This window comes from Streptomyces sp. NRRL S-31, assembly GCF_000718775.1.
Lineage (GTDB): Bacteria > Actinomycetota > Actinomycetes > Streptomycetales > Streptomycetaceae > Streptomyces.
The window spans coordinates 1-21,465 of record NZ_JOCB01000008.1; the positions used below are offsets into that span (position 1 = coordinate 1).

Sequence of the window (21,465 nt, forward strand, 5' to 3'; positions counted from 1 at the left end):
GCCCACCACCCACCACCCAACGGCCGAGCCCGGCCATGGCCGTGAGCCCCGGAACGGGCGGGACCGGTGGCCGGGACGGGCGGGGTCCCGGCCGCGCGGAACCGTGGGGGGCGACCCCGCACGCCGACGCGGCACGGCCCCCTGCCGCGCGCCCCTCCGGCCTCCTCGACCGGACGCCCGCCACCCGGCTCGGTGGGATGGGCCGTCCGGCGGGATGGGGCGCACCGCTGCCCGGCCGGGTGCCGTTGCGGCGGGCCCGCGACCTGGCGCGGGGCGCCTAAGGGATGCCGTCCGCCTCCGGTCATGCACCGGCCGGTGCGCCCGTGGGCTGCAATCCGGCACCGCCCGGTGCGCTCGCGGGCTCCGTTCCGCCGGTCGGGGATCCGGCCGGGGCCGGGTTCCCGGCGGTCCGGCCGGTGGCGGGGCCGGAGGGCGTCCACCCGCCGGCCGGGGCGGACGCGGTGGAGCCGTACCGGCCGCGGGTCAGCGGGGGCGGCCCGGACGGAAGCGGCGGTACAGGATCGCGCCGGCCACGAGGAGCGCGGCGCTGCCGGCCGCGGCGGGGGCCGTCACGTCCGCTCCGGTGTGGGCCAGCGTGGAGACCGTGGGGCGCGGCGCGCGCGGCCCGGGGTGGGACCGGACGGGGACCGGGGGCTCGGGGGCCGGGGGCTTCGGGACCGCGGTGTGCGGTGGCCGGACGGGGTGGTCGCCGGGGCCGTTGCCCGACTGGTTGCCCACGGCCGGGTTGCCCACGCCGACCACGTCGACGCTGTTGCCGGTGATGTTCACCGGGAGGTCCACCGGGAGCTGGAGGCCGTTGCCCGAGAGCACCCCGGGCGAGTCCTGGGCACCGCCGTGCGCGGACGACCCACCGGCCGCGGCCGGCCCGCCGCCCTCGCCCGCACCCTCGGCCCTCGCTCCGCCGGTGTTCGCGCAGGCGTTGCCCGCGGCCGGGTTGAGCAGCCCCACCACGTTCACCGTGTTGCCGCAGACGTTCACCGGTACGTGCACCGGGAGCTGGATGCCGTTGCCGGAGACCAGTCCGGGCGAGCCGGCCGCCGCGCCGTGGGCGCCGGCCCCGTCGGCCGCGAAGGCCGCGGACACCGGGAGCGCCACGGCCATCGCGCCGGACGCGGCGACGACGGCGATCACACCGTTTCGGGTAGCCCGTCTCATAGGTTCCCTGCCTTCCAGACATCGTCGCGGGTGCTCACCCGCACCTCGTAGAACGCGGGCGAACCATCGGAGTTATGGCTTATCGGCCTTTCACCCCATCGAGCGACGCGGTTATCGAACCGTGTGCGAAGCCGCGGCACGGTCACCGGCGGGCACGGAAGGTGCGCAGGATACGACGGCGGGTGCGGGACCGCTCGTCCGGAGGCGGGCCTTCCAGGGGCCCCTTATGGTGATCCGAGGGTGCCGTCCCGGTCCGCGGCGGGCGCCCCGGGAGGCGATCGATGCTGACCTTGCTCTCCGCACGGCCCGCCGTGCGGCGCTGCGCGGGTGCCTCGGCGCTCGCCCTGGCGCTGCTCGGTTCCGGGCTGCCCGCGGCCGCCGCCGACCGGCCCCAGCCCGACCTGACCCGGTTCTACGGGCAGAAGGCGGACTGGGGGCCCTGCCGGGAACGGGACATGCCGGAGGACCTCCAGTGCGCGAAGGTCACGGTCCCCCTCGACTACGCGAGCCCGCGGGCGGGCACCCTGGACATCGCGCTGGCCCGCTACCGCGCCACCGGGACGCGACAGGGCTCGATCGTGCTGAACTTCGGCGGCCCGGGCGGAGCCGGCGTCCCCGCGCTGGCCGCCGAGGGCAGACAGTTCATGGACCTGACCAACGGCTACGACCTGGTCACCTTCGACCCGCGCGGTGTCGGCCGGTCCTCCCCCGTCAGCTGCGGCGAGGGGGGCGACGAGGCCGCCGCCGCGACGGAGCGGCAGGCCGACATCGGCCATCCGCAGGCGCTGCTCGCGCGGCTGCGGCAGGCGGCCGAGCAGTGCGCGCGCAGCTCCGGCCCGGTGCTGCCGCACATCGGCACCGTGAACGTCTCCCGGGACCTGGACGTCATCCGCCAGGCGCTCGGTGACGACAGACTCAACTACCTCGGCTTCTCCTACGGCACCCGGCTCGGCGCGGTCTACGCGACGCAGTTCCCCGGCCGGGTCGGACGGTTCGCCCTGGACGGCGTGGACACGCTGACGGAGCCGCTGGCCGAGGAGGGGCTGGCGGGCGCCGAGGGGCAGCAGACGGCTCTGGACGACTTCCTCGACTGGTGCGTGGAGGACATCGGGTGCCCGTTCGGGCAGGACCGGCGCGTGGCCGGGGACGACGTGGTCCGGCTGGTGCGCTCGCTCGACGAGAACCCCGTGCCGACGGACTTCGGCGGCTCGTTCTCCGGCCAGGACCTGGTGGGCGCCCTCGGGCAGGCCCTCTACAGCAAGGAGCTGTGGCCCTCGCTGGAACGCGCGCTGGCCTCCCTCCTGGAGGACGGCGACACCCGGCGGGTACTGGCCTTCTCCACGGGCGGCATCGGCCTGCCGCCCGACCGGCGGCGCACGGACGGCGGCCTGGTCGACGCAGCCGACGTGCCGGTGGACAACCTTCCGGCCGCGCTGATGGCGGTCAACTGCGCGGACGACCCCGACCGGCCCACCGCCGCCCGGCTCACCCGGGACCTGAAGACCCTGCGGGCCGCGTACGACGAGGCTTCACCGGTCTTCGGCCGGTACCGGCTCACCCAGCTGCTGATGTGCTACGGCCGGCCCCGGGGCACCGACTTCATCCGCGACCGGGTGAAGGACGTGCGCTCGGCGAAGATGCTGCTCGTGGGCACGCGCGGCGATCCCGCGACGCCGTACCGGTGGACGGTGGAGACCGCCCGCCGGCTGGGTCCCTCGGCGGTGGTCCTCGACAACAAGGGCGACGGCCACACCGGGTACTCCTCCTCCTCGTGCGTGCACCGGAAGATCGACGACTTCCTGCTCTACGGCTCGCTGCCCGCGAACGGGAGCAGCTGCCCGGCGGACACCGGCGGTCCGGGCTCCGACTCGGACGGCACCGGCTGACGGCCGTGCGCCGCGCAGGCCGGTGACGGAGGTGACACGCCCGGGTGACAGCCGCACCGGGGCGGCCCGCCGCGCATGCCGGTCGCCGCACCGGGCAGGCGCGCCTGCGACGCCGTATCCCGTACGTGACCACGACAGGGGGCCCACCTCATGCGTATCCGCACCGCCATCGCCGTACCCGCCGCCTCGGCCGCCGTGGCGGCCCTGCTGGTGACCGCGCCGCAGAGCCGGGCCGCCGGCGCCGGCCCCGACCGGACCGTCCGCTGCGCCGAGCAGTCGCTGACGGTACGGGCCAAGGCCGCGGCCGCCGACCCGACCGTGCTGCGGGTCGGCGTCACCAACCGGGGCGCCCGCGCCTGTACCGTCGACCGCGTACCCACGGTGACCTTCGGGAACCTGGACGGGGCCGCGCTGCCCGTGCCGCGGGGCGGCACGGGCGGCCACCGGCTCGCCGCGGGCGGCACGGCCTACGCCGACGTCCGCACCATCGCCGACCCGGCGGACCCCGAGGCCCGCCGGACGGGCTCCGTCACGGTGGCGGCGTCGACCGCGCACTGGGGCCGCACCTTCACCGCGGCCCAGCTCGGCACCGGGCGGCAGGTGCCGGTGTGGGAGCCGGTCACCACGTGGTGGCAGTCCTCGGCGGCCGCCGCCGACCGGGCCGTCGGGCTCGGCTGAGCACCGAGCGAGCGGCTCAGCCGAGCACCAGCTCGGGCGAGTACAGGTCCAGCCATCCCGCGAGGTCCAGGGTGCGTTCCAGGCCGCGCCGGGCCGCCTGGGTGCTGACCGGCGCGTCGTGTTCGGCGGCCCGCCGGACGCGGTCCCGGTCGACCAGGTCGAAGACGCGGTGGGAGGGCCGGGCGAGCAGCTCCTTGACCTGCTCCTGGAGGGCACGGGCGTACCGGGGGTCCTGGGTGGACGGGTACGGGCTCTTCACCCGCTCGTACACGGACGTCGGCAGGACGTCCGCCGAGGCCTCGCGGAGCAGGCTCTTCTCCCGGCCGTCGAAGGACTTCAGCGCCCAGGGCGCGTTGTAGACGTACTCGACCAGCCGGTGGTCGCAGAACGGCACCCGGACCTCCAGGCCGACGGCCATGCTCATCCGGTCCTTGCGGTCGAGCAACATGCGCACGAAGCGGGTCAGGTGCAGATGGCTGATCTGCCGCATCCGGTACTCGAAGTCGCTCTCGCCGTCCAGCCGGTCGATCCCGGCGACGGCGGTGCGGTAGCCGTCGGCCACGTACCCGTCGAGGTCCAGGGACTTCGCGAGGTCGGCGCGCAGCACGCCGGCGTCCTCGCCGAAGTGGCGGCCCATGCTGGCCAGCCACGGGAAGGTGTCGGCGCGGCGCGCCTCCTCGTCGAAGAACTGGAGGTAGCCGCCGAAGACCTCGTCGGCGGACTCCCCGGACAGGGCCACCGTGGACTTCTCCCGGATGGCGCGGAAGAGCAGCAGCAGCGAGCTGTCCATGTCGCCGAGGCCGGACGGCAGGTCGCGGGCCCGGATCACCCGCTCGCGCACGTCGGGGCCGGCGAGGGACTCGGAGTCGAGCACGATGTCCTGGTGGTCGGTTCCGGCGAGCCGGGCCACGTCGTGCACGAAGGGCGTGTCGGGGGTGCCGCGCAGTTCGTCGGCGACGAAGTTCTCGCTCTGGCCGACGAAGTCGACGGCGAAGCTGCGCACCTTCTCGCCCTCCGCGGCGAGCTGCCGGGCGGCGAGCGCGGTCATGGCGGAGGAGTCGAGCCCGCCGGAGAGCAGGGTGCAGCGTGGCACGTCGGCGACCAGCTGGCGGCGCACGATGTCGTCGAGGAGGGTGCGCACGGTGGCGATGGTGGTGTCGCGGTCGTCGGTGTGCGGGCGGGTCTCCAGGCGCCAGTAGACGCGGGTGGACAGGCCGGAGCGGTCGACGGTGACGACGGTGCCGGGCTCCACCTCGCGCAGACCGTCCCAGACGGCGTGCCCGGGCGTCTTGACCATGACGAACAGCTCGCGCAGGCCGTCCAGGGTGACCCGGGGCCGGACCAGCGGGTTGGCGAGGATCGCCTTGGGCTCGGAGCCGAACAGGACGCCGTCGGCGGTCGGGTGGTAGTAGAACGGCTTGATGCCCATGCGGTCGCGGATCATCACGAGCTTGTCGTGCCGGCCGTCCCAGACGGCGAACGCGTACATGCCGTTGAGCCGTTCGGCCACCGCGTCGCCCCACTCCAGATAGCCGTGCAGCACGACCTCGGTGTCGGAGTCGGTGGTGAACCGGTGGCCGCGGTCCGTCAGTTCGCGGCGGAGTTCGGTGAAGTTGTACGTCTCACCGGAGTAGACCAGGGCGACGGTGCCGCCGGGGGTCGGCACGGACATCGGCTGACGGCCGCCGGGGAGGTCGATGATGGCGAGCCGGCGGTGGCCCAGGGCCGCCGGGCCCTCGGACCAGACGCCGCGGTCGTCCGGACCCCGGCAGGCCATCGTCTCGGTCATCGTATGCAAAGCGGGTCCCTCGGCCGTCAGGTCACGGTCGTAGGAAACCCATCCGGTGATACCGCACATGTGCTGTCTCCTGTCTCCTGTCGCCCGCCTCCACCTGCGCTTTCTCGGCGGGGGAAGGCGAGCCGGGCAAACCAGTTGTATCGAGCACCTATATGGAGAGCGTCCGTCGGCCGCGCGCCCGCGTCAACGCGGCGGCAACATGCCCGTAGTCCGCCGCCCCACGGTTTCGGCCGCGTTTTGCCTCGGCGAGACACGCAGGGGACCGCGTTGCCACACCCGGGGCGACGGGAACCGGCCGCGGGCAAAGAATTCCCAAAGCGACGCGGCCGGGGCCGGCTACCGGCGAGTACGGCGATCGGCCGCACGACCCCGCGTCACCACCGCGCGACGAGAGGTCGCGGCGGCGGGCGGCGGCGCGCCGAGGTCCGGATTACCCCGAATGCCGTAATGGTGATTCCGCCCTATCGTTCTGTCATGGAGCACGCACTGAGTCCCGCGACCCTCGCCGAACTGCGGCGCCCGCGCCCCTACCCGGCCGTCTCCGTGCTGACCCCGACACACCGTCGGGAACGCGGGAACGGCCAGGATCCGGTCCGGCTGCGCAACGCGCTGACCGAGGCGCGCCGCCGCCTGGAGTCCGACCCCGCCGTCACCCGCGAGCGGCGTGCCGACGTCGTGGCACAGCTCGACCGGGCCCTGGCGGAGGTGGACCTGACACATGCCGAGGACGGTCTGGTGATCTTCGCCGCGCCGGGCGAACACCAGGTGTGGTCCCTGGCCCGGAGCGTCCCGGAACGGGTGGTGCTGTCGGACACCTTCCTCACCCGCAACCTGGTCTCCGCGCAGGCGGCCGATCGCCCGTTCTGGGTGCTCTCGCTCTCCGCCGACCGCGTCACGCTGTGGAACGGCGGGGCCGACCGGGTCGTCGAGGACCACTCCGGCGGCTTCCCGCTGATCCACGTCCGGGAGAACTTCGACGCCGAGCGGCTGATGCGCATCGGCGACCAGCCGAGCACCTTCCGTGACGAGGGGACGCGCCAGTACCTGCGCGAGGCCGACACCGCCATGAGCGCGGTCCTGCGCGAACAGCCCCGACCGCTGTACCTCACCGGCGATCAGGCGGCGCTGTCCCTGATGGACGAGGTCGGCAGCGTCGCCCAGTGCGCCGTGCACGTCCCGCACGGAGGTCTCGCGCACGCGAGCCCCGAGGCCGTCTGGCAGGCCATCAAGCCGGTCCTGGAGGCGGAGACCCACAAGAACACGACCACCGTCGTCAGCGAACTGACCGCGGCCCGCGGGCGCCGGACCTTCGCGGCCGGGGTGGACGAACTGTGGCAGAACGCCCGCGAGGGCCGGGTACGGCTCCTCGCCGTCGAGGAGAACTACCGCACGACCGTCCGCGACGACGGCGACCACCTCGTACCGGCCGAGACGGACGACCTGGACGCCCGTGACGACATCGTGGACGAGATCGTCGAGCAGTGCCTGGAGACCGGCGCGGACGTCCGCTTCGTCCCGGACGGCACACTGGGCGACGCGGGCGGCATCGCGGGGGTGCTGCGGTACTGAGTCGCTCGCCCGTACGCCACTCCCTCGTACGGCGCTCCCCCCGTACGGCCTCGTGCAGCGCTCCCTCGTGCAGCGCTCCCCGTGCGGCGTACGCTACGGCGTGATCGTCGGCGCGAGGGAGCGCGTGCATGGGTGAGCTGCTGGGCGTAGCGGTACTGGGTGCCGGCCACATGGGCACCGACCACATACGGCGCCTCGACCGAGTGATCAGCGGCGCCAGGGTCGCGGCCGTGGCCGATCCCGACCGGGGCCGTGCCGAGGAGGCGGCGGCCGGCCTGGCCGGGGTGAGCGTCCACACGGACCCGGTGGCCGCGCTCGACGCGCCCGGCGTGGCGGCGGTCCTGATCGCCTCTCCCGGCCCCGCGCACGAGGAGGCACTGCTCGCCGCCTTCGCCCGGCGGCTGCCGGTGCTGTGCGAGAAGCCCATGGCGCCGGACTCCACCGGTGCCCTGCGGGTCGTGGAGGCCGAGGTGGCGCTCGGCCGCCGGCTGGCGCAGATCGGCTTCATGCGCCGCTACGACGGCGAGTACCGGCGACTGAAGGCGCTGCTGGACGGGGGCCGGCTGGGCCGGCCCCTGATGCTGCACTGCACCCACCGCAACGTCTCCTCCCCCGGCCACTTCACCAGCGCCATGCTGATCGACAGTTCGGTCTCGCACGAGATCGACGCGGCCCGCTGGCTGCTCGGGCAGGAGCTGACGGCGGTCACGGTGCTGCGGCCCACCCCGTCGGCGGACGCGCCCGAGGGCCTGCTGGACCCGCAGTTCGTCCTGCTCGAGACCGCGGCGGGCGCCCTGGTGGACGTCGAGGTCTTCGTGAACTGCGGCTTCGGCTACCAGGTGCGCTGCGAGGCCGTGTGCGAGCGGGGCAGCGCCCGGATCGGGGACGAGCACACCATGGTGGTCACCACCCGGGACGGCGCCCGCGAGGAGGTGGCGCAGGACCATCTCGTCCGCTTCGCCGACGCCTACGACCGTGAGGTGCAGACCTGGGTCGACGCCACCCGGCGCGGCGAGGTCACCGGTCCCAGCGCCTGGGACGGCTACGCGGCGTCCGTCGTCGCCGAGGCCGGGGTCCGGTCGCTGCGGACCGGTGCCCGGGTGGCCGTCGGCCTCGCCGGGCGCCCGGACCTCTACGCCCGGGTCAGCCGCTGACACCGGGGCGCCCGTCTCAGGTGCCCGGTGAACCGGCGCGACCGGGTGGTGTCCGGAGTCGACCGGTCACCGTGAAGTCGCCGACCTGCCCGCCAACCGGCTCACACCCCGCCGAACAGGGAGCTGAGCCCTCGCTCCACCACCCCCGAGACGTCCTCCTGGCCGCACGGCACCACGGCGTACGCGCGCACCAGGAAGCGCCGCAGCGCCGACGCCTGGAACAGCAGCAGGGCCATGCCGTGCGGCGAGTGGAACTCCAGGACCGTGCGGGTGCGGCCGTACGGCCATATCCGCACGTCACCATGGCCGGCCGGGGCCTTCAGCCCCTGGTCGAGCAGACAGCGCGCGAAGGTCCAGGTGACCGCCTGGCCGTTGAGGGCGGCCTCGGCCGGGAAGTCCAGGAACACGGCGAGCGGATCGCCCGCGGTGTAGCGCAGTCTGGCGGACACCGGGACCTCCCGGTCCTCGGCGGTGACGAGGCGGGCGTGGGCGTGCTGCTCGACGGTGATGTCCATGCCCATAAGGAGTCCGCGGCGGCCGGTCGCATGCCGTCAATTCCGGTCAGACTTCGGCGGGTACCGGCCGCTTGGCCGCTCCGGGGAACAGAGGAGCGTCGAACGCGCGCTTGAACACCGCGGCCCGAACCGCACGCCTGACTCAACTCGCGTAAGCCGTCTACGACTTGGTGACTATGACACGTACTGCGTGCGGCGCCGCGGATCACCCCGGCAAGACTCTGGCATATGCCATAAGCACCACCGTATCGTGTGTTGCCAAATCCCTTACAGCGCGTCGCGGGCTGTGCAACAGTCGTAACGGTCCCCGCCGCCCCCTGCCGAACCGTTCCCCCATCCGGAGTGCGTCATGCCGTCCCCAGTCTCCGCGGACCGCCCAGCCGCCCAGCCGCCCGGGCGCGGCTCGGTCGAGGCGCTGATCACGCAGACGCGGCGGCTCAAGGGGGACGTGGACGCCGTACGGCGTGACACCCGCGGTGACGGCGCGGACCCCGCGGAACGCTGGCAGCGCGCCGTGTACGACCTCGCCTTACACCAACTGAACGACCTGGACGCCCACTTGGCCCAGCTGCGCGACGGCCCGGCGCCCCTTCCGGCCGTGCCCGCCGCGCCGCCCGCCGTCCCGGCCGCACCCACGCTCGCCCCGCCGGACGGTTCGCCGCTCAGCCGTGTCGGTACCGCCGAGTGGGACCTGCTGACGGACGAGGCCACCTGGTCCGAGGAGCTGTACCGCATCCTCGGCCTCGACCCGGACCGTCCCGCCCGCACCCTGGACGAGCTGCCCGGGCTGGTCCTGGAGGAGGACCGGCCGACACTCACCGCGATGGTGACGGACTGTCTGGTCGACGCCAAGCCGATCGACGGCGAGTTCCGCGTCGTACGGCCCGACGGCACCGTGCGGACCGTCCACATGATGGGCGAGCCCGTGCTCGGCGCCGACGGCGGCACGACCTCCATGTGGGCCGTGCTCCGCGACGTGAGCGAACTGCGCCGCAGCCAGCGGACGGTGAGCGAGACCCGTGACTCGCTGCACCGGCACCGCCGCCGGGAGCCGGCCGATCCCCGGACCGCGGCACAGCCGTCCGAGACCGTGACACCGCCCTGGTACGGCTCCCTGCGGCTCCCGCACCCGGGACCGGCGCCGCTGGACCTGGCCGCCCGCCGTCTCCCGGGCGCGACCGTCCCGCCGGCCGGCGGGAAGTGGTACGACGCGCTGGAGCTGTCCGACGGCCAGTTGCTGCTCACCGTGGGCGACCTCACCGGACCGGGCCCGGCCCGGCCCGACGCTCTGGCGGCACTGCTCGGCGCGGTACACGGCATGGCGATGGCCGGCGCCGAGCCCGGCCGACTGCTCACCCTGCTCGACGAGTTGCTCGGCGGGACCGCGCGGCCCGCCCCGGGCGGCGCCGTCTGCTGCCGCTACCGGCCCGCGACCCGCACCCTGGTCTGGGCGCGGACGGGCCGCCCCGCCCCGCTGCTGTACCGCGGCGGGACGGGGCGCGTGCTGGACGCACCCGGCGGCGCCCTGCCCGCCACTTCCCCGGGCGCGGAGCACGCGCAGTCCGCCGTCGCCCTGCGACCGGGCGACCTGCTCCTCCTGCACACCGACGGGCTGGTGCCGGACCACAGCGGGACGGCGACCGTGGACCGGCTGCTCGGCCTCGCCCCGCGGTTCGACGCGGCGCGCACCGCGCGGGACTGCGCGGAGACGGTCGCCGAGGAGTTCGGCGGAGCCGGGCGCGAGGACGAGGCGTGCCTGCTCGTCGCCAGGGTCGCCGGGTGAAGGACCCGGTCAGGGCCATGGTGGGACCGTAGGGAGGCCCCCGTCAGGGTCACCGCATGCCGGACCTCCTCGGGGGCACCGCGTGACGGATCTCGTCAAGGCGGCGGTGTGCCGGGCCGGACGCCGCGCAGCTCCCTCACGCCGGTGCGCCGTCGCCGTCCGACTTGGCCCTCGGCCTGGGCAGGGCGAGGCTGATCTCCTCCCGCAGTTGGTGGATCTTCGGATAGCCGGCGTACTCCGCGGTCAGCCGGTACATCTGCCGCAGCCGGTCCCAGGTGCGGCGGGAGGAGTTCGAGCCCATCGCCATCAGGGCCAGCCGGGCGTAGCGGTCGGCCTGTTCGGGGTCGTCGGCGATGAAGCAGGCCGACGCCATGGAGAGGTGGTCGAAGATCTTCGACCGCTCCCGTCCGTCGACCCGCAGGGCCAGGGCCTTCTCCGCGTAGTGCTGGGCGTGGGTGGCCGCGCCCGGGTCGAACTCCGCCAGCGTGCGGTAGGCGAGCGCCTGCATGCCGTACAGGTCCTCGTCCTTGAAGGTCTGCATCCAGTCCGGCGGTTCCACGTCCTGCCGGTCGGCGACGAAGAGGTGCTCCGCCTGTCCGAGTGTCCGGCGCATCGCCTGGCCCTTGCCCATCGACGCCTGCGCCCAGGCCTCGATGGTGTGGAACATCGCCTTCGTGCGCGGCTGGAGGCGGTCGCCGGCGCCGGACTGGGCGAGCTTCATCAGGTCCAGGGCGTCGTCCGGCCGGCCCAGGTGCACCATCTGCCGGGCCGCCCGGGACAGCGCCTCACCGGCGCGCGGCCGGTCACCGCCCTCTCGGGCGGCGTGCGCGGCGATGACGAAGTACTTCTGCGCCGTGGGCTCCAGGCCCACGTCGTGGCTCATCCAGCCGGCGAGGACGGCGAGGTTGGCGGCGACGCCCCACAGGCGCCGCTGGAGATGGGGTGGATGGTGGTAGGCGAGCATGCCGCCCACCTCGTTGAGCTGGCCCACCACCGCCTTGCGCTGCAGCCCGCCGCCGCGGGCCGCGTCCCAGGCGCGGAACACCTCGACCGAGCGCTCCAGCTCCTCGATCTCCTGGGATCCGATGGGGGCGGCCTCGTACCGGTCGAAACCGGCCGGGTCGGCGTGCAGGGGGTCGTCGAGAACAGGGGCGTCGGCCCTCAGGGCCGGGTCGGTGTGCAGCCAGTCGTGCATGGCGCTGCCGAGTGTGGATCCCGCGGCGAGCGCGGCACCCGCGCCCACCAAGCCGCGTCGGTTGAGCATGAGGTCCATTCCCGTGAATTCGGTGAGGACCGCGGCGGTCCGTTCGGGCGCCCACGGCACGCCGTCGGGATGTTCCTCGATCCCGTCGCCCTGCCGTTTCCCCGCGCGCCCCTGCCGCACCAGACCGAGGTCCTCGATGGTCACGACACGGCCGAGACGCTCGGTGAACAGAGCCGCCAGCACCCGCGGCACGGGATCGCGCGGGATCTCCCCCGTGTCGATCCACCGCCGCACCCGGGAGGTGTCGGTCGCCAGCTGGGAGTGGCCCATGGCCGCCGCCTGCCGGTTGACCAGCCTCGCGAGTTCGCCCTTGGACCAGCCGGCCAGGCCGAACAGGTCCGCAAGGCGGGTATTGGGTTGTCCGCTCACGTCAAGCCCCCAGGTTCTCGGCTGAGTTGACAGTAGCCCCGTGCGGGTTGCCGGGCGACTATTCGCCAGGGTTCGCCAGGGTCCGCCAGATGGTGTGCCACGGGCCATCGGGTGTCAGGTAGGAAAGCGCCACCCCGGCCCGGCCGCCACCTCCTGTGACGGCTCTCCGGCCGCGTACGACGGGCACATTCCCCAGGGTGTGCCCGGGCGGCCGGGCCGGGGGGCGCACGCTCCCGGAACCACGCTCGCGGGGCACGCGGCCGCGAGCACGGGTCCGGAGGGCGGACGTACAGGCAGGCACAGCAGGCACACGAAGGGATCTGTTTCTCCCATGTACGCAGCATCGTCCTCCGTGTCCGCCCCGCCCCGGCCGCTGCGCTCCCGCCCCGCGGGCGGCGGACCGTACCTCGACCCGGTGGCGCGTCCGGGCGGCCCCGTGTCGGCCGCGGGACGCCTCCGGCGGGTCCCGGGGCAGCCCGGAGGCCAACCGCTCAGCGGCCGGCTGGACCTGTCCGGACCGCAGGGCGCGCAGCTGCGGACCGCACTGGCCTCGGTGCACCGGATCTGTCCCGAGTTCGCCCCGGTGCAGGTGCTGCGGCGCACCGGACGGTCCGTCCTGCTCGTCGGGACGACGGGGCGCAGCACGGCCGTCGCCAAGTGTCTCCTGGACCACTCGCCCGCCCTGGCGGAGCGGAGCCGTCAGGAAATAGCCGCATACCGCTCGTTCGTCCGGCACCGCCCGCCGGTGCGGGTGCCGAGGCTGATCGCGGCGGACCCGGACAACTGCACCCTGGTGATCGAGCGGATGCCGGGCCGCACGGCGGCGTTCCAGCGGCATCCGGCGGAGGCACCGCCGCGCGCGGACGTCCGGGCGGCGCTCGGCGCGATCTGCCGGGTGAACGGCTGGCGGCCGCCGGCGGGCGCCTTCGGCATGCCGCTGGACTACGCGGAGCGGATGTCCCGGTTCCACGAGCTGGGGCTGCTCACCGACCGCGACCTCGGCGACCTCCAGAAGCTGCTGCACGGCATCGCGCACGAGGTGGGCCGGCAGGGCATGCTCCAGTTCTGCCACGGCGACGCCCTGCTCTCCAACATCCTGCTCTCCCCGGCCGGTCCCGTACTGGTGGACTGGGAGCACGCGGGCTGGTACCTGCCGGGGTACGACCTGGCGACGCTGTGGCTGGTCCTCGGCGGCGCGCCGGGGGCCCGGCGGCAGATCAGCCAGATCGCCCAGTCGGCGGGACCGGCCTCCCGGGACGCCTTCCTGGTGAACCTGATGCTGCTGCTCACCCGGGAGATCCGGACGTACGAGACGGTCGTGCAGCGTTCGATGCACGACACGGCCCCGGTGGCACCGTCCACGGCCCACCCGGATGCCGGGTCGGCCGGTGAGGAACAGCGGCTGCTGCTCAGGCGGTTGCACGACGACTGCCAGATGGCCCGCAGGGCCGTGCGCGCGGCGGTCGGCACCCGCTGACGGGGGGTGAGGGTCCGTGGTGCGCGCCGCCGCTCGGCGCACATCACGGACCCTGGTGCGCGGTGGCACGCCCACACGGCCACTGGTGTACGCCGGTGACGCCCCGCAGGCCCGTGCGTCACCGCCGCGAAACCCGCCGCGAACCCCCTCGTGACGTGGTCGATCGCCCTTGTGACGGCAGCATTGACGGATCGTCGGCCAGCCGGTACCACTGACCCAGCTCGGCGCCGCACGCCCCGCCACGCCCGCCCGTCAGGAGGCCGCATTGCGAGGATCCGCCACCGACCCCACGTCCCCGGCCGGCCCCAGACGTCTGCGGCGGACCGCCGTCCCCCTCGCCTCCGCGGCCCTGCTGCTGCCCCTGCTCGGCGCCACCCCGGCGCACCCCGCCACGGCCTCCTCCGCGGACCGGCTCCAGCAGGCGTTCGCCTCCGCGGCGGCCGACTACCAGGTGCCGCGGAGCGTGCTGCTGGCCGTCTCCTACCTCCAGTCGCGCTGGGACCGGCACGGCGACGCGCCGAGCGTGACCGGCGGCTACGGCCCCATGCACCTCACCGACGCCCGGACCGCACTCGCCGGCGGCGAGCACTTCGCCGAGGGCACGGAGGACGCCCGCGGTGACACCGCCCGTCCCGCGTGGCACCCCACGGTCGGCTCCGCACCGGCCGGGCCGGCGGTCCCGGCCCGTCTGCGGACGCTGCCGAGGGCCGCCGAACTGACCGGCATCCCGGCCGCACGGCTGCGCGCCGACCCGGCGGCGAACGTGGCCGGCGGCGCCGCGCTGCTCGCCGCCGCGCAGCGCGAGCTGGGCGAGCCACCGAGCGCCGATCCGGCCGACTGGTACGGCGCGGTGGCCCGGTTCTCCGGCGCCGACGACAAGGCGACCGCCGCCGCGTACGCCGACGACGTGTACGACGTGCTGCGCACCGGCGAGGAGCGCGTCACGGACGACGGCCAGCTGGTCACCCTGGCCGCGCAGCCGCGGCTGACCGCCGACACCGCGCAGCTGGACCGGGCCGGGCTGCGCACGCTGCCTACGGATGGCACCGAGTGCCCCAGGTCGGTCTCCTGCGAGTCGGTCCCGGCGCCCTACGCGGAGTTCGGGGACGACGACTACGGCAACCACGACCTCGGCGACCGCCCGGCCGCGCAGCGCATCAAGTACATCGTCATCCATGACACGGAGGGCGGCTGGGACGGGGTCATGCATCTGATCCAGGACCCCACCTATGTGTCGTGGAACTACACGATCCGCTCGACCGACGGGCTGATCGCCCAGCACGTCAAGGCGAAGGACGTGGCCTGGCACGCCGGCAACTGGGACGTCAACGCCCGGTCCATCGGCATCGAGCACGAGGGTTTCCTGGCCGCCCCGGACGCCTGGTACACGGAGGCGATGTACCGCTCCTCGGCGCGGCTGGTGCGGTACCTGGCCCGGACGTACGACATCCCGCTGGACCGGCAGCACCTCCTGGGCCACGACAACGTGCCCGGCCCCACCGCCTCCTCCGTGCCGGGCATGCACACGGACCCCGGCCCGTATTGGGACTGGCGGCACTACTTCCAGCTGCTGGGCCACCCGCTGCGGCGCACAGGCGGTCCGCTCTCCGGGGCGGTGACGATCCTGCCGGACTACGCCTCGAACCAGCCCGTCTACACCGGCTGCGCCACCCGGGGCGAGCCGTGCGCGGCGCACGGCTCCGGCGAGGTGCGGCTCTACACGGACCACGACGTGACCGCGCCGCTGGTCAAGGACATCGGTCTGCGGACGGACCCGACCGACGGGGTGAACGACCTGTCCTCACGCGTCTCCACCGGCCAGCGGTACGCGGTCGCCGACCGCTGGGGCGAGTGGACGGCCATCTGGTACCTCGGGCAGAAGGCATGGTTCCGCAACCCGCGCAGGGCGCCGACGGCGGTCTGGGCGCGAGCCCCGCTGGTGACCCCGCGGAACGGACTGGCGAGCGTCCCGGTGTACGGCCGGGCCTACCCGGAGAAGGGCGCCTACCCGGCGGGGGTGCCCGCCCAGTCGGTGGTGCCGCTGCCGTACACGATCCCGGCGGGTCAGCGGTACGTGGCCGGTGACGTGATGCCGGGCGAGTACTACTACGCGGTCACCTTCACCCCCGACTCGCACCGGGTCGTGGTGGGCGAGGACCTGTACTACGAGATCCAGTACGGTCACCGGATCGGGTTCGTCCGGGCCGCGGACGTGACGCTCGTGGACCCGGCCCGCTAGGCCCTGGACCGGCCCGCGAGCCCGTTCGCCGTCCCGGTGGCTCAGCCCTGCTGGAACAGCTCCGCCGGGAGCGGCTTCAGCAGGGCGTACAGATCGTCGGTGATGGGGCGGTCCCAGGCGGCGATGGTCACGAGGACGCCGTCGCTGCGGTCGAACTGGACGCAGGAGATCCGGCTCTCGGAGAGCTTCAGCCGCCGCACGATGAGGAGGTTGTCACCCTGGAGCACCGGGGTGTCCTCGGTGCCGACGACGGTGACCTCCTCGTCGTTCTCCAGCGCCAGCAGCAGCTGGCCCACCTCGAAGGGGATCTCCCCGTCGGCGACGTCGCGGGCCGGGGAGCCCTCCGGGAGGTTGCCGATGATCATGGCGGGGCCGCGGCCGCCGAACAGGTCGTAGCGCAGGAAGACGCCCTGGCAGGAGCCGTCGGGGGCGGGCAGCAGGCCCGCGCCGAGGTTGCCCGGCCAGTCGCCCGGGTCCATGGCCAGCACGTCGAAGTCGGGTCCGGCAGGGGTCGCGCTGCGGCGGCGGAGGAACGACATGCGGCCATGGTACGTGTCCGTGCTCGGGTGGGTGACCCGCGGGCGCGGGGAAGATCGTCTACCGCAGCGGGCAACTGGTGAGCCAAGTGGCCTGGTCGGCGGCGGCCGGTCGGGGGACCGTGCGGTCCGCGGGCGGGCGGCCCGCGCCGCTGATCCAGCGCTCCAGGGCCGTGAACGCGGAGCGGTGGCAGGGCACCATCGGGCGGAGCCGGCCGGGGAAGACGTCGGCCAGGGAGTCGGTGTGGGTGCCGTCCTCGATGCGGTAGTAGCGCAGCAGCGAGCCGCGGCCGGCCCGGTGGACCATGCGGGCGTAGACGTCGGAGTCCTCGCTGATCGGCAGCAGCACGTCCAGGGTGCCCTGGAGGGTGATCAGGGGCTTGCCGATGCGGCCGGTGAGCGCGATGCGGCCGACGGCCCGGTGGACGGCGGCGGGCCGGTCGGCGTAGGTGTAGTCGGCGTCGCAGGCGGGGGTGCCGGAGGCGCAGTACGGGGTGCCCGCCTCGGTGTCCCCGTCGTAGCCGGGGTCGAGTTCCTCGCGGTAGATCCGCTGGGTGAGGTCCCAGTAGACCTGGTGGTGGTACGGCCACAGGAACTCCGAGCCGGCCGGGAAGCCGGCCCGGTGCAGCGCCGCGGCGGCGTCGGCGGCGCGGGGGCCGCCGGCGGCGTAGACGGGGTAGTGGCGCAGCGCGGCGGGCAGGGAGGTGAGCGGGTTCGGGCCGTCGGCGCGCCAGAGGGAGCCCTCCCAGTCGACCCCGCCGTCGTACAGCTCGGGGTGGTGCTCCAGTTGCCAGCGGACCAGGTAGCCGCCGTTGGACATCCCGGTGGCCAGGGTGCGGTCGGGGGGCCGGTGGTAGCGCTGGGTGACGACGGCGTGGGCGGCGCGGGTGAGCTGGGTGAGGCGGGTGTTCCATTCGGCGATGGCGTCGCCGGGCCGGTCGCCGTCGCGGAAGAAGGCCGTGCCGGTGTTGCCCTTGTCGGTGGCGGCGTAGGCATAGCCGCGGGCGAGCACCCAGTCGGCGATGGCCCGGTCGTTGGCGTACTGCTCGCGGTTGCCGGGGGTGCCGGCGACCACCAGGCCGCCGTTCCAGTGGTCCGGCAGCCGGAGGACGAACTGGGAGTCGTGCTGCCAGCCGTGATTGGTGTTGGTGGTGGAGGTGTCAGGGAAGTAGCCGTCGATCTGGATGCCGGGGACGCCCGTGGGTGTGGGCAGGTCCTTGGGGGTGAGGCCCGCGTAGTCGGCCGGGTCGGTGTGGCCGGATCCGACGGTCCCGGCGGTGGTCAGTTCGGCCAGGCAGTCGGCCTGCTGCCGGGCGGCGCCGGGCACGTGCAGCCGGTCGCGGCCGGCGCAGTGGGCTTCCGGGGGCAGGGGGCCCGCGGGTGCGGCGGTGGCCGGGGTGACCAGGAGCGAGCAGACGGCGGCGAGCGACAGCGCGCCGAGCGCGATGCGCCGGGCCGGCCGGCCGGGCGGTGCGGGACGGTGGGGAAGCATGTGGTTCCTCCGGCGGGTTGGGGACGCGCTGGAGGTTAGGGGGCGTGTGGTGGCGGCGGACATGTGTGGGGCCGCCATGATGACGGCCCGTTGGAGGGTGCCGTTCACCATGGCTGCCCGGGGGCTGCCGCTGACGACCGGTCAGGGACAGCCGGTGTCAGCGAGGGAGAAGTAGCCCGTGGGGGACTCCTTCAGGGTGTGGGTGACGAACGTGTTGTACAGGCCCATGTTCTGCCCGGACCCCTTGGCGTAGGTGTAGCCGCCGCTGGTGGTGGCCCGTCCCGCCTGTACGTGGGCGTAGTTGCTCGCCGTCCAGCAGGCGGCGGTGCCGCCGCCCGGGTCGGGGTCGCCCGGGCCGGGGTCGCCGGGGGTCGTGGTGTCCAGTCCGAAGAACCGGGCGATCCAGCGGCTGGAGCAGATCGAGTCGAGGAAGTACGGGGCGCCGGTGCTCCCGCACTGCTCGCCGCCGGTGCCGGGGTCGACCGGGGTGCCGTGGCCGATGCCGGGAACGCGGTCGACCTCGACGGCCACGGTCCCGTCGGCGGCCAGGTACTGGTCCTGCCGGGTGGCGTCGGGTCCGATGGTCGTCGTCCGGGTGGGGGTCTGGGACAGGCCGTGCAGGGCCGTCCACTGGTCGCGCAGTTCGGTGGCGTTGCGCGGTACGACGGTGGTGTCCTGGTCGCCGTACCAGATGGCGGCGCGCGGCCAGGGCCCGGTGTACGACGGGTAGGCGTCGCGCGCCCGCTGGGCCCAGTCGGCCGGGCTCCGGTCCACACCGGGGTTCATGCAGGTGTAGGGGCTGGTGTCCTTGGTGCAGTCGTAGGGCAGGCCGGCGACGACCGCGCCCGCGGCGAAGACATCGGGGTAGGTGGCGAGCATGACCGCCGTCATGGCGCCGCCGGCGGACAGGCCGGTGACGTAGACGCGCTGCGGGTCGGCCCCGTAGGCGCTGACGGCCCGGCTCACCATCTGCCGCACCGACAGGGCCTCGCCCTGGCCGCGCCGGTTGTCACCGGTCTGGAACCAGTTGAAGCACTTGCTCGCGTTGTTGGCGGTGCTCGTCTCGGCGAGCACCAGCAGGAAGCCGTCGCGGTCGGCGAGCTGGGGCAGTCCGGAGTTGTCGGCGTAGACCTGGGCGCCCTGGGTGCAGCCGTGCAGGGCCACCACCACCGGGGGGTGGTCCGGCAGGGTGGCGGGCCGGTACACGTACATGGCGAGGGCGCCCGGATTGGAGCCGAAGTCGCTCACCCGGGTGAGCGTGACGGCGGCGCGGGCCTCGGGCGCGGGGCCGGCGAGCGCGGTGCCGAGGACGACGGCGAGGACGGCGAGCAGGCGGGGCAGCAGACGGGGCAGGAGACGGGCGCGCGGTGGCGCTCCGGGTGCCTCGCCGAGCGGGTGTGGGGGCATGGCGGCTCCTTCGGTGGGGACACACGCGTCCCGGCCGCTCCTGGGGAGAGCGGTACCGGGGGTAGCGGAACCGTAGGTTCGCGTGTGGCCGGAAACCATGGCTGTACGCACCACAGCCGCCGGGAGGTCGGTCGGCGCCGGAGGGATTGCGGGACACGGTGCCCTCTGCTAAACCGGGCCGGCCCCGCGCAGGCGCCACCGCGCGGGCGTCACTCCGCCCGGTCCGATTCCTCCGGCGGGGTCGGGGGCACCACCGCGACCGGGCTCGCCGCGTGGAGCAGCACGGCCTGGGTGACCGAGCCCATCATCGGGGCCGGGGCGAGCAGCCGCCGCCGGTGCCGGCCGACGACGACCAGCTCGGCGTCCCGGGAGGCGGCGACCAGGTGCCCGGCCGCGTCACCGGCCGGCACCTCGGGGGCGTCGGCGCGAACCCCGGGGTGGCGCTCGCGGTGGGGGGCGAGGAAGCCCTCGGCGAGGGCGCGGGTCTCCTCCGCCACGGCCTCCGGGTCCACCAGGGGCGGCACGGGCTGGCCGGGCGCGGACCAGGTCTGCGCCGGCCAGGGGTAGGCGGCGATCACCTGCACCCGGGCGTCGCGCAGGGCGGCCTCGGCGAACGCGAGGGCGAGGACGTCGTCGTCGGGGCTGTCGACGTGCAGCCCGACGACCACCCGGGGTCCGGGCTCGGCCGGTCCGTCGCCGTGCACCTCGCGGCCGGGCCGGGGGACGACGACCACCGGGCAGCGGGCGTCCCGGGCCGCGGCCAGGCTGTTGGAGCCGAGCAGCAGGCTGGCGAAGCCGCCGCGGCCCCGCGAGCCGACCACCAGCAGGTGCGCCCCGGTGCCGATCTCGGCGAGCACGGCGCCCGGTACGCCCTCCAGGGCGACGTACTCGACGTCCTGGTGCCCGAGGCGGTCGCCGAGCCGGGCGCGCACCTCGTCGAGCACCGGGTCGCCCTCGGCCTCGGGCGGTCCCGCGACCAGCACGTCGGCCTGGCCCCAGGCGGCGTACTGCCGTACGTGCACCACGCGCAGCGGTGCCGTGCGGCGGCGGGCGGCGTCCAGGGCCCAGTCCAGGGCGCGCAGGCTGTCCTCGGAACCGTCGACCGCGGCGATGACCGGCGCAGCGCTCATGTTTCCTCACCTCCGGAACACGACGTTCCCCTTGTCCCGGGCCAGACTCGCTCAGGTGTGGGCCCCGAGGGGGTGTTGTCGATCGCGTGTCCGGAAATCCGGGCGCGACACCCCCGGTTCAGGTGAGGTCGAACTCGCCCTCCCGCGCCCCGGAGACGAAGGCGCCCCATTCCGCGGGCGTGAAGATCAGGGAGGGGCTCTCCGGCCGGTCGCTGTTGCGCATCGCGATGAAGCCCTCGACGAAGGCGATCTGGACATCGCCCAGACCTCGGCTGCTGGACTGCCACTCGGCCTTGCTGAGGTCCAGCTCCGGCTTGTCCCAACCCGTGAGCGGCTGCCGCTGGGTGATGGTCTCGGCCACGTCCGTGCTCCTCCCGGTTCGTCGTCCGCGAGCCAGCCTAGCGACCGGTCGCCACGGCGGACAGGGCACACGGGGACGATCTCCGCGGCCGTCCGCCCGGGCCGCTCGCGCGGGCCGGTCAGGAGTCGGGGGGCTCGGAGCCCACGAGCCACACGGAGAAGAACTGCAAGCCGCCCCCGTAGGCGTGTCCGAGCACGGTGCGGGCGCCGTCCACCTGGTGTTCTCCCGCCTGGCCGCGCACCTGGAGGGCGGCCTCCGCGAAGCGGATCATGCCGGAGGCGCCGATGGGGTTGGTGGAGAGCACGCCGCCCGACATGTTGACCGGCAGGTCCCCGTCGAGCGCGGTCGCCCCGGACTCGGTGAGTTTCCAGCCCCCGCCCGGTGCGGCGAAGCCGAGGTTCTCCAGCCACATGGGTTCGTACCAGGAGAACGGCACGTAGATCTCGGCGGCGTCGATCTCCCGGCGCGGGTCGGTGATCCCGGCCTGCCGGTAGACGTCGGCGGCGCAGTCCCGGCCGGCCCGCGGGGAGACGAAGTCCTTGCCCGCGAACAAGGTGGGTTCGCTGCGCATGGCGCCGCCGAGCAGCCAGGCGGGCGGGCGGGGGGGCGCGGGCGGCTCCGGCGCGGTCGG

At 74.4% G+C, this 21,465-nt stretch carries 16 protein-coding genes and 1 pseudogene; 7 read left to right on the top strand and 10 right to left on the bottom strand.

Annotation, left to right across the window (positions count from 1 at the left end; genetic code table 11):
- Nucleotides 1-483 precede the first annotated feature (483 nt).
- Nucleotides 484-1,176 carry a chaplin gene (locus IF37_RS0105015; RefSeq protein ID WP_173456726.1) on the bottom strand — a complete coding sequence of 231 codons (693 nt, stop codon included), beginning with the start codon at nucleotides 1,174-1,176 and terminating at the stop codon, nucleotides 484-486.
- Between the two features lie 281 nt (nucleotides 1,177-1,457).
- Between IF37_RS0105015 and IF37_RS0105020 the strand changes: the two genes are divergently transcribed.
- Both IF37_RS0105020 and IF37_RS0105025 read left to right on the top strand, forming a co-directional pair.
- Nucleotides 1,458-3,062, top strand: coding sequence for an alpha/beta hydrolase (locus IF37_RS0105020; protein WP_030736745.1), 1,605 nt, complete (start codon nucleotides 1,458-1,460; stop codon nucleotides 3,060-3,062).
- Nucleotides 3,063-3,212: 150 nt separating this feature from the next.
- A complete protein-coding gene (locus tag IF37_RS0105025) occupies nucleotides 3,213-3,740 on the top strand; it encodes a DUF4232 domain-containing protein (RefSeq protein ID WP_030736748.1) in 528 nt (175 codons plus the stop codon).
- A gap of 16 nt (nucleotides 3,741-3,756) precedes the next feature.
- Here IF37_RS0105025 and asnB read toward each other — a convergent pair whose 3' ends face one another.
- Nucleotides 3,757-5,598, bottom strand: coding sequence for an asparagine synthase (glutamine-hydrolyzing) (gene asnB, locus IF37_RS0105030; RefSeq protein WP_030736751.1), 1,842 nt, complete (start codon nucleotides 5,596-5,598; stop codon nucleotides 3,757-3,759).
- Nucleotides 5,599-6,012: 414 nt separating this feature from the next.
- On the opposite strand from asnB, the gene IF37_RS0105035 reads away from it, so the two are divergent.
- Both IF37_RS0105035 and IF37_RS0105040 read left to right on the top strand, forming a co-directional pair.
- Complete coding sequence (locus IF37_RS0105035) at nucleotides 6,013-7,107, top strand: chemotaxis protein (RefSeq protein ID WP_030736754.1); 1,095 nt, start codon at nucleotides 6,013-6,015, stop codon at nucleotides 7,105-7,107.
- Between the two features lie 128 nt (nucleotides 7,108-7,235).
- Nucleotides 7,236-8,261, top strand: a complete 1,026-nt coding sequence (locus IF37_RS0105040) for a Gfo/Idh/MocA family protein (protein WP_030736757.1) — start codon at nucleotides 7,236-7,238, stop codon at nucleotides 8,259-8,261.
- A gap of 101 nt (nucleotides 8,262-8,362) precedes the next feature.
- Here IF37_RS0105040 and IF37_RS0105045 read toward each other — a convergent pair whose 3' ends face one another.
- On the bottom strand, nucleotides 8,363-8,776 hold the full coding sequence (locus tag IF37_RS0105045; protein WP_030736760.1) for an SsgA family sporulation/cell division regulator: 414 nt from the start codon (nucleotides 8,774-8,776) through the stop codon (nucleotides 8,363-8,365).
- A gap of 349 nt (nucleotides 8,777-9,125) precedes the next feature.
- On the opposite strand from IF37_RS0105045, the gene IF37_RS0105050 reads away from it, so the two are divergent.
- The gene (locus IF37_RS0105050) at nucleotides 9,126-10,559 is read left to right on the top strand and encodes a PP2C family protein-serine/threonine phosphatase (RefSeq protein WP_030736763.1); all 1,434 of its coding nucleotides are present in this window, start codon (nucleotides 9,126-9,128) and stop codon (nucleotides 10,557-10,559) included.
- A gap of 136 nt (nucleotides 10,560-10,695) precedes the next feature.
- Here IF37_RS0105050 and IF37_RS0105055 read toward each other — a convergent pair whose 3' ends face one another.
- Nucleotides 10,696-12,192 carry a hypothetical protein gene (locus IF37_RS0105055; protein ID WP_030736766.1) on the bottom strand — a complete coding sequence of 499 codons (1,497 nt, stop codon included), beginning with the start codon at nucleotides 12,190-12,192 and terminating at the stop codon, nucleotides 10,696-10,698.
- A 331-nt stretch (nucleotides 12,193-12,523) separates the two neighbouring features.
- Here IF37_RS0105055 and IF37_RS0105060 point away from each other — a divergent pair, with 331 nt between their 5' ends.
- Nucleotides 12,524-13,669: an aminoglycoside phosphotransferase family protein gene (locus IF37_RS0105060; protein WP_030736769.1), complete on the top strand. Its 1,146-nt coding sequence runs from the start codon at nucleotides 12,524-12,526 to the stop codon at nucleotides 13,667-13,669.
- A 265-nt stretch (nucleotides 13,670-13,934) separates the two neighbouring features.
- On the top strand, nucleotides 13,935-15,908 hold the full coding sequence (locus IF37_RS0105065) for an N-acetylmuramoyl-L-alanine amidase (protein ID WP_030736773.1): 1,974 nt from the start codon (nucleotides 13,935-13,937) through the stop codon (nucleotides 15,906-15,908).
- Nucleotides 15,909-15,949: 41 nt separating this feature from the next.
- Here the strand turns inward: IF37_RS0105065 and IF37_RS0105070 are convergent, their stop codons facing one another.
- The 6 genes and pseudogenes from IF37_RS0105070 to IF37_RS39005 form a co-directional block, all read right to left on the bottom strand.
- Nucleotides 15,950-16,447: a hypothetical protein gene (locus IF37_RS0105070; RefSeq protein WP_030736776.1), complete on the bottom strand. Its 498-nt coding sequence runs from the start codon at nucleotides 16,445-16,447 to the stop codon at nucleotides 15,950-15,952.
- A 58-nt stretch (nucleotides 16,448-16,505) separates the two neighbouring features.
- Nucleotides 16,506-17,936 (bottom strand): 3-hydroxybutyrate oligomer hydrolase family protein, encoded by a 1,431-nt coding sequence (locus IF37_RS0105075; RefSeq protein ID WP_030736779.1) that lies wholly within the window; start codon nucleotides 17,934-17,936, stop codon nucleotides 16,506-16,508.
- A 141-nt stretch (nucleotides 17,937-18,077) separates the two neighbouring features.
- Complete coding sequence (locus IF37_RS0105085; protein WP_030736782.1) at nucleotides 18,078-19,343, bottom strand: PHB depolymerase family esterase; 1,266 nt, start codon at nucleotides 19,341-19,343, stop codon at nucleotides 18,078-18,080.
- A gap of 209 nt (nucleotides 19,344-19,552) precedes the next feature.
- Complete coding sequence (locus IF37_RS0105090) at nucleotides 19,553-20,473, bottom strand: universal stress protein (protein ID WP_030736785.1); 921 nt, start codon at nucleotides 20,471-20,473, stop codon at nucleotides 19,553-19,555.
- 118 nt (nucleotides 20,474-20,591) lie between these two features.
- Entirely contained in the window at nucleotides 20,592-20,834 is a 243-nt protein-coding gene (locus IF37_RS0105095; RefSeq protein WP_030736788.1) for a DUF397 domain-containing protein, read from the bottom strand.
- Between the two features lie 118 nt (nucleotides 20,835-20,952).
- Nucleotides 20,953-21,463: pseudogene (locus tag IF37_RS39005) on the bottom strand (thiolase domain-containing protein); the annotation flags it as partial.
- Between the last annotated feature and the right edge of the window lie 2 nt (nucleotides 21,464-21,465).

What these genes read in the sequence shown, in the direction of transcription:
- IF37_RS0105015 (WP_173456726.1), bottom strand. Translation starts at nt 1,176, where the DNA reads ATGAGACGGGCTACCCGAAACGGTGTGATCGCCGTCGTCGCCGCGTCC.
- IF37_RS0105020 (WP_030736745.1), top strand. Translation starts at nt 1,458, where the DNA reads ATGCTGACCTTGCTCTCCGCACGGCCCGCCGTGCGGCGCTGCGCGGGT.
- IF37_RS0105025 (WP_030736748.1), top strand. Translation starts at nt 3,213, where the DNA reads ATGCGTATCCGCACCGCCATCGCCGTACCCGCCGCCTCGGCCGCCGTG.
- asnB (WP_030736751.1), bottom strand. Translation starts at nt 5,598, where the DNA reads ATGTGCGGTATCACCGGATGGGTTTCCTACGACCGTGACCTGACGGCC.
- IF37_RS0105035 (WP_030736754.1), top strand. Translation starts at nt 6,013, where the DNA reads ATGGAGCACGCACTGAGTCCCGCGACCCTCGCCGAACTGCGGCGCCCG.
- IF37_RS0105040 (WP_030736757.1), top strand. Translation starts at nt 7,236, where the DNA reads ATGGGTGAGCTGCTGGGCGTAGCGGTACTGGGTGCCGGCCACATGGGC.
- IF37_RS0105045 (WP_030736760.1), bottom strand. Translation starts at nt 8,776, where the DNA reads ATGGACATCACCGTCGAGCAGCACGCCCACGCCCGCCTCGTCACCGCC.
- IF37_RS0105050 (WP_030736763.1), top strand. Translation starts at nt 9,126, where the DNA reads ATGCCGTCCCCAGTCTCCGCGGACCGCCCAGCCGCCCAGCCGCCCGGG.
- IF37_RS0105060 (WP_030736769.1), top strand. Translation starts at nt 12,524, where the DNA reads ATGTACGCAGCATCGTCCTCCGTGTCCGCCCCGCCCCGGCCGCTGCGC.
- IF37_RS0105070 (WP_030736776.1), bottom strand. Translation starts at nt 16,447, where the DNA reads ATGTCGTTCCTCCGCCGCCGCAGCGCGACCCCTGCCGGACCCGACTTC.
- IF37_RS0105075 (WP_030736779.1), bottom strand. Translation starts at nt 17,936, where the DNA reads ATGCTTCCCCACCGTCCCGCACCGCCCGGCCGGCCGGCCCGGCGCATC.
- IF37_RS0105085 (WP_030736782.1), bottom strand. Translation starts at nt 19,343, where the DNA reads ATGCCCCCACACCCGCTCGGCGAGGCACCCGGAGCGCCACCGCGCGCC.
- IF37_RS0105090 (WP_030736785.1), bottom strand. Translation starts at nt 20,473, where the DNA reads ATGAGCGCTGCGCCGGTCATCGCCGCGGTCGACGGTTCCGAGGACAGC.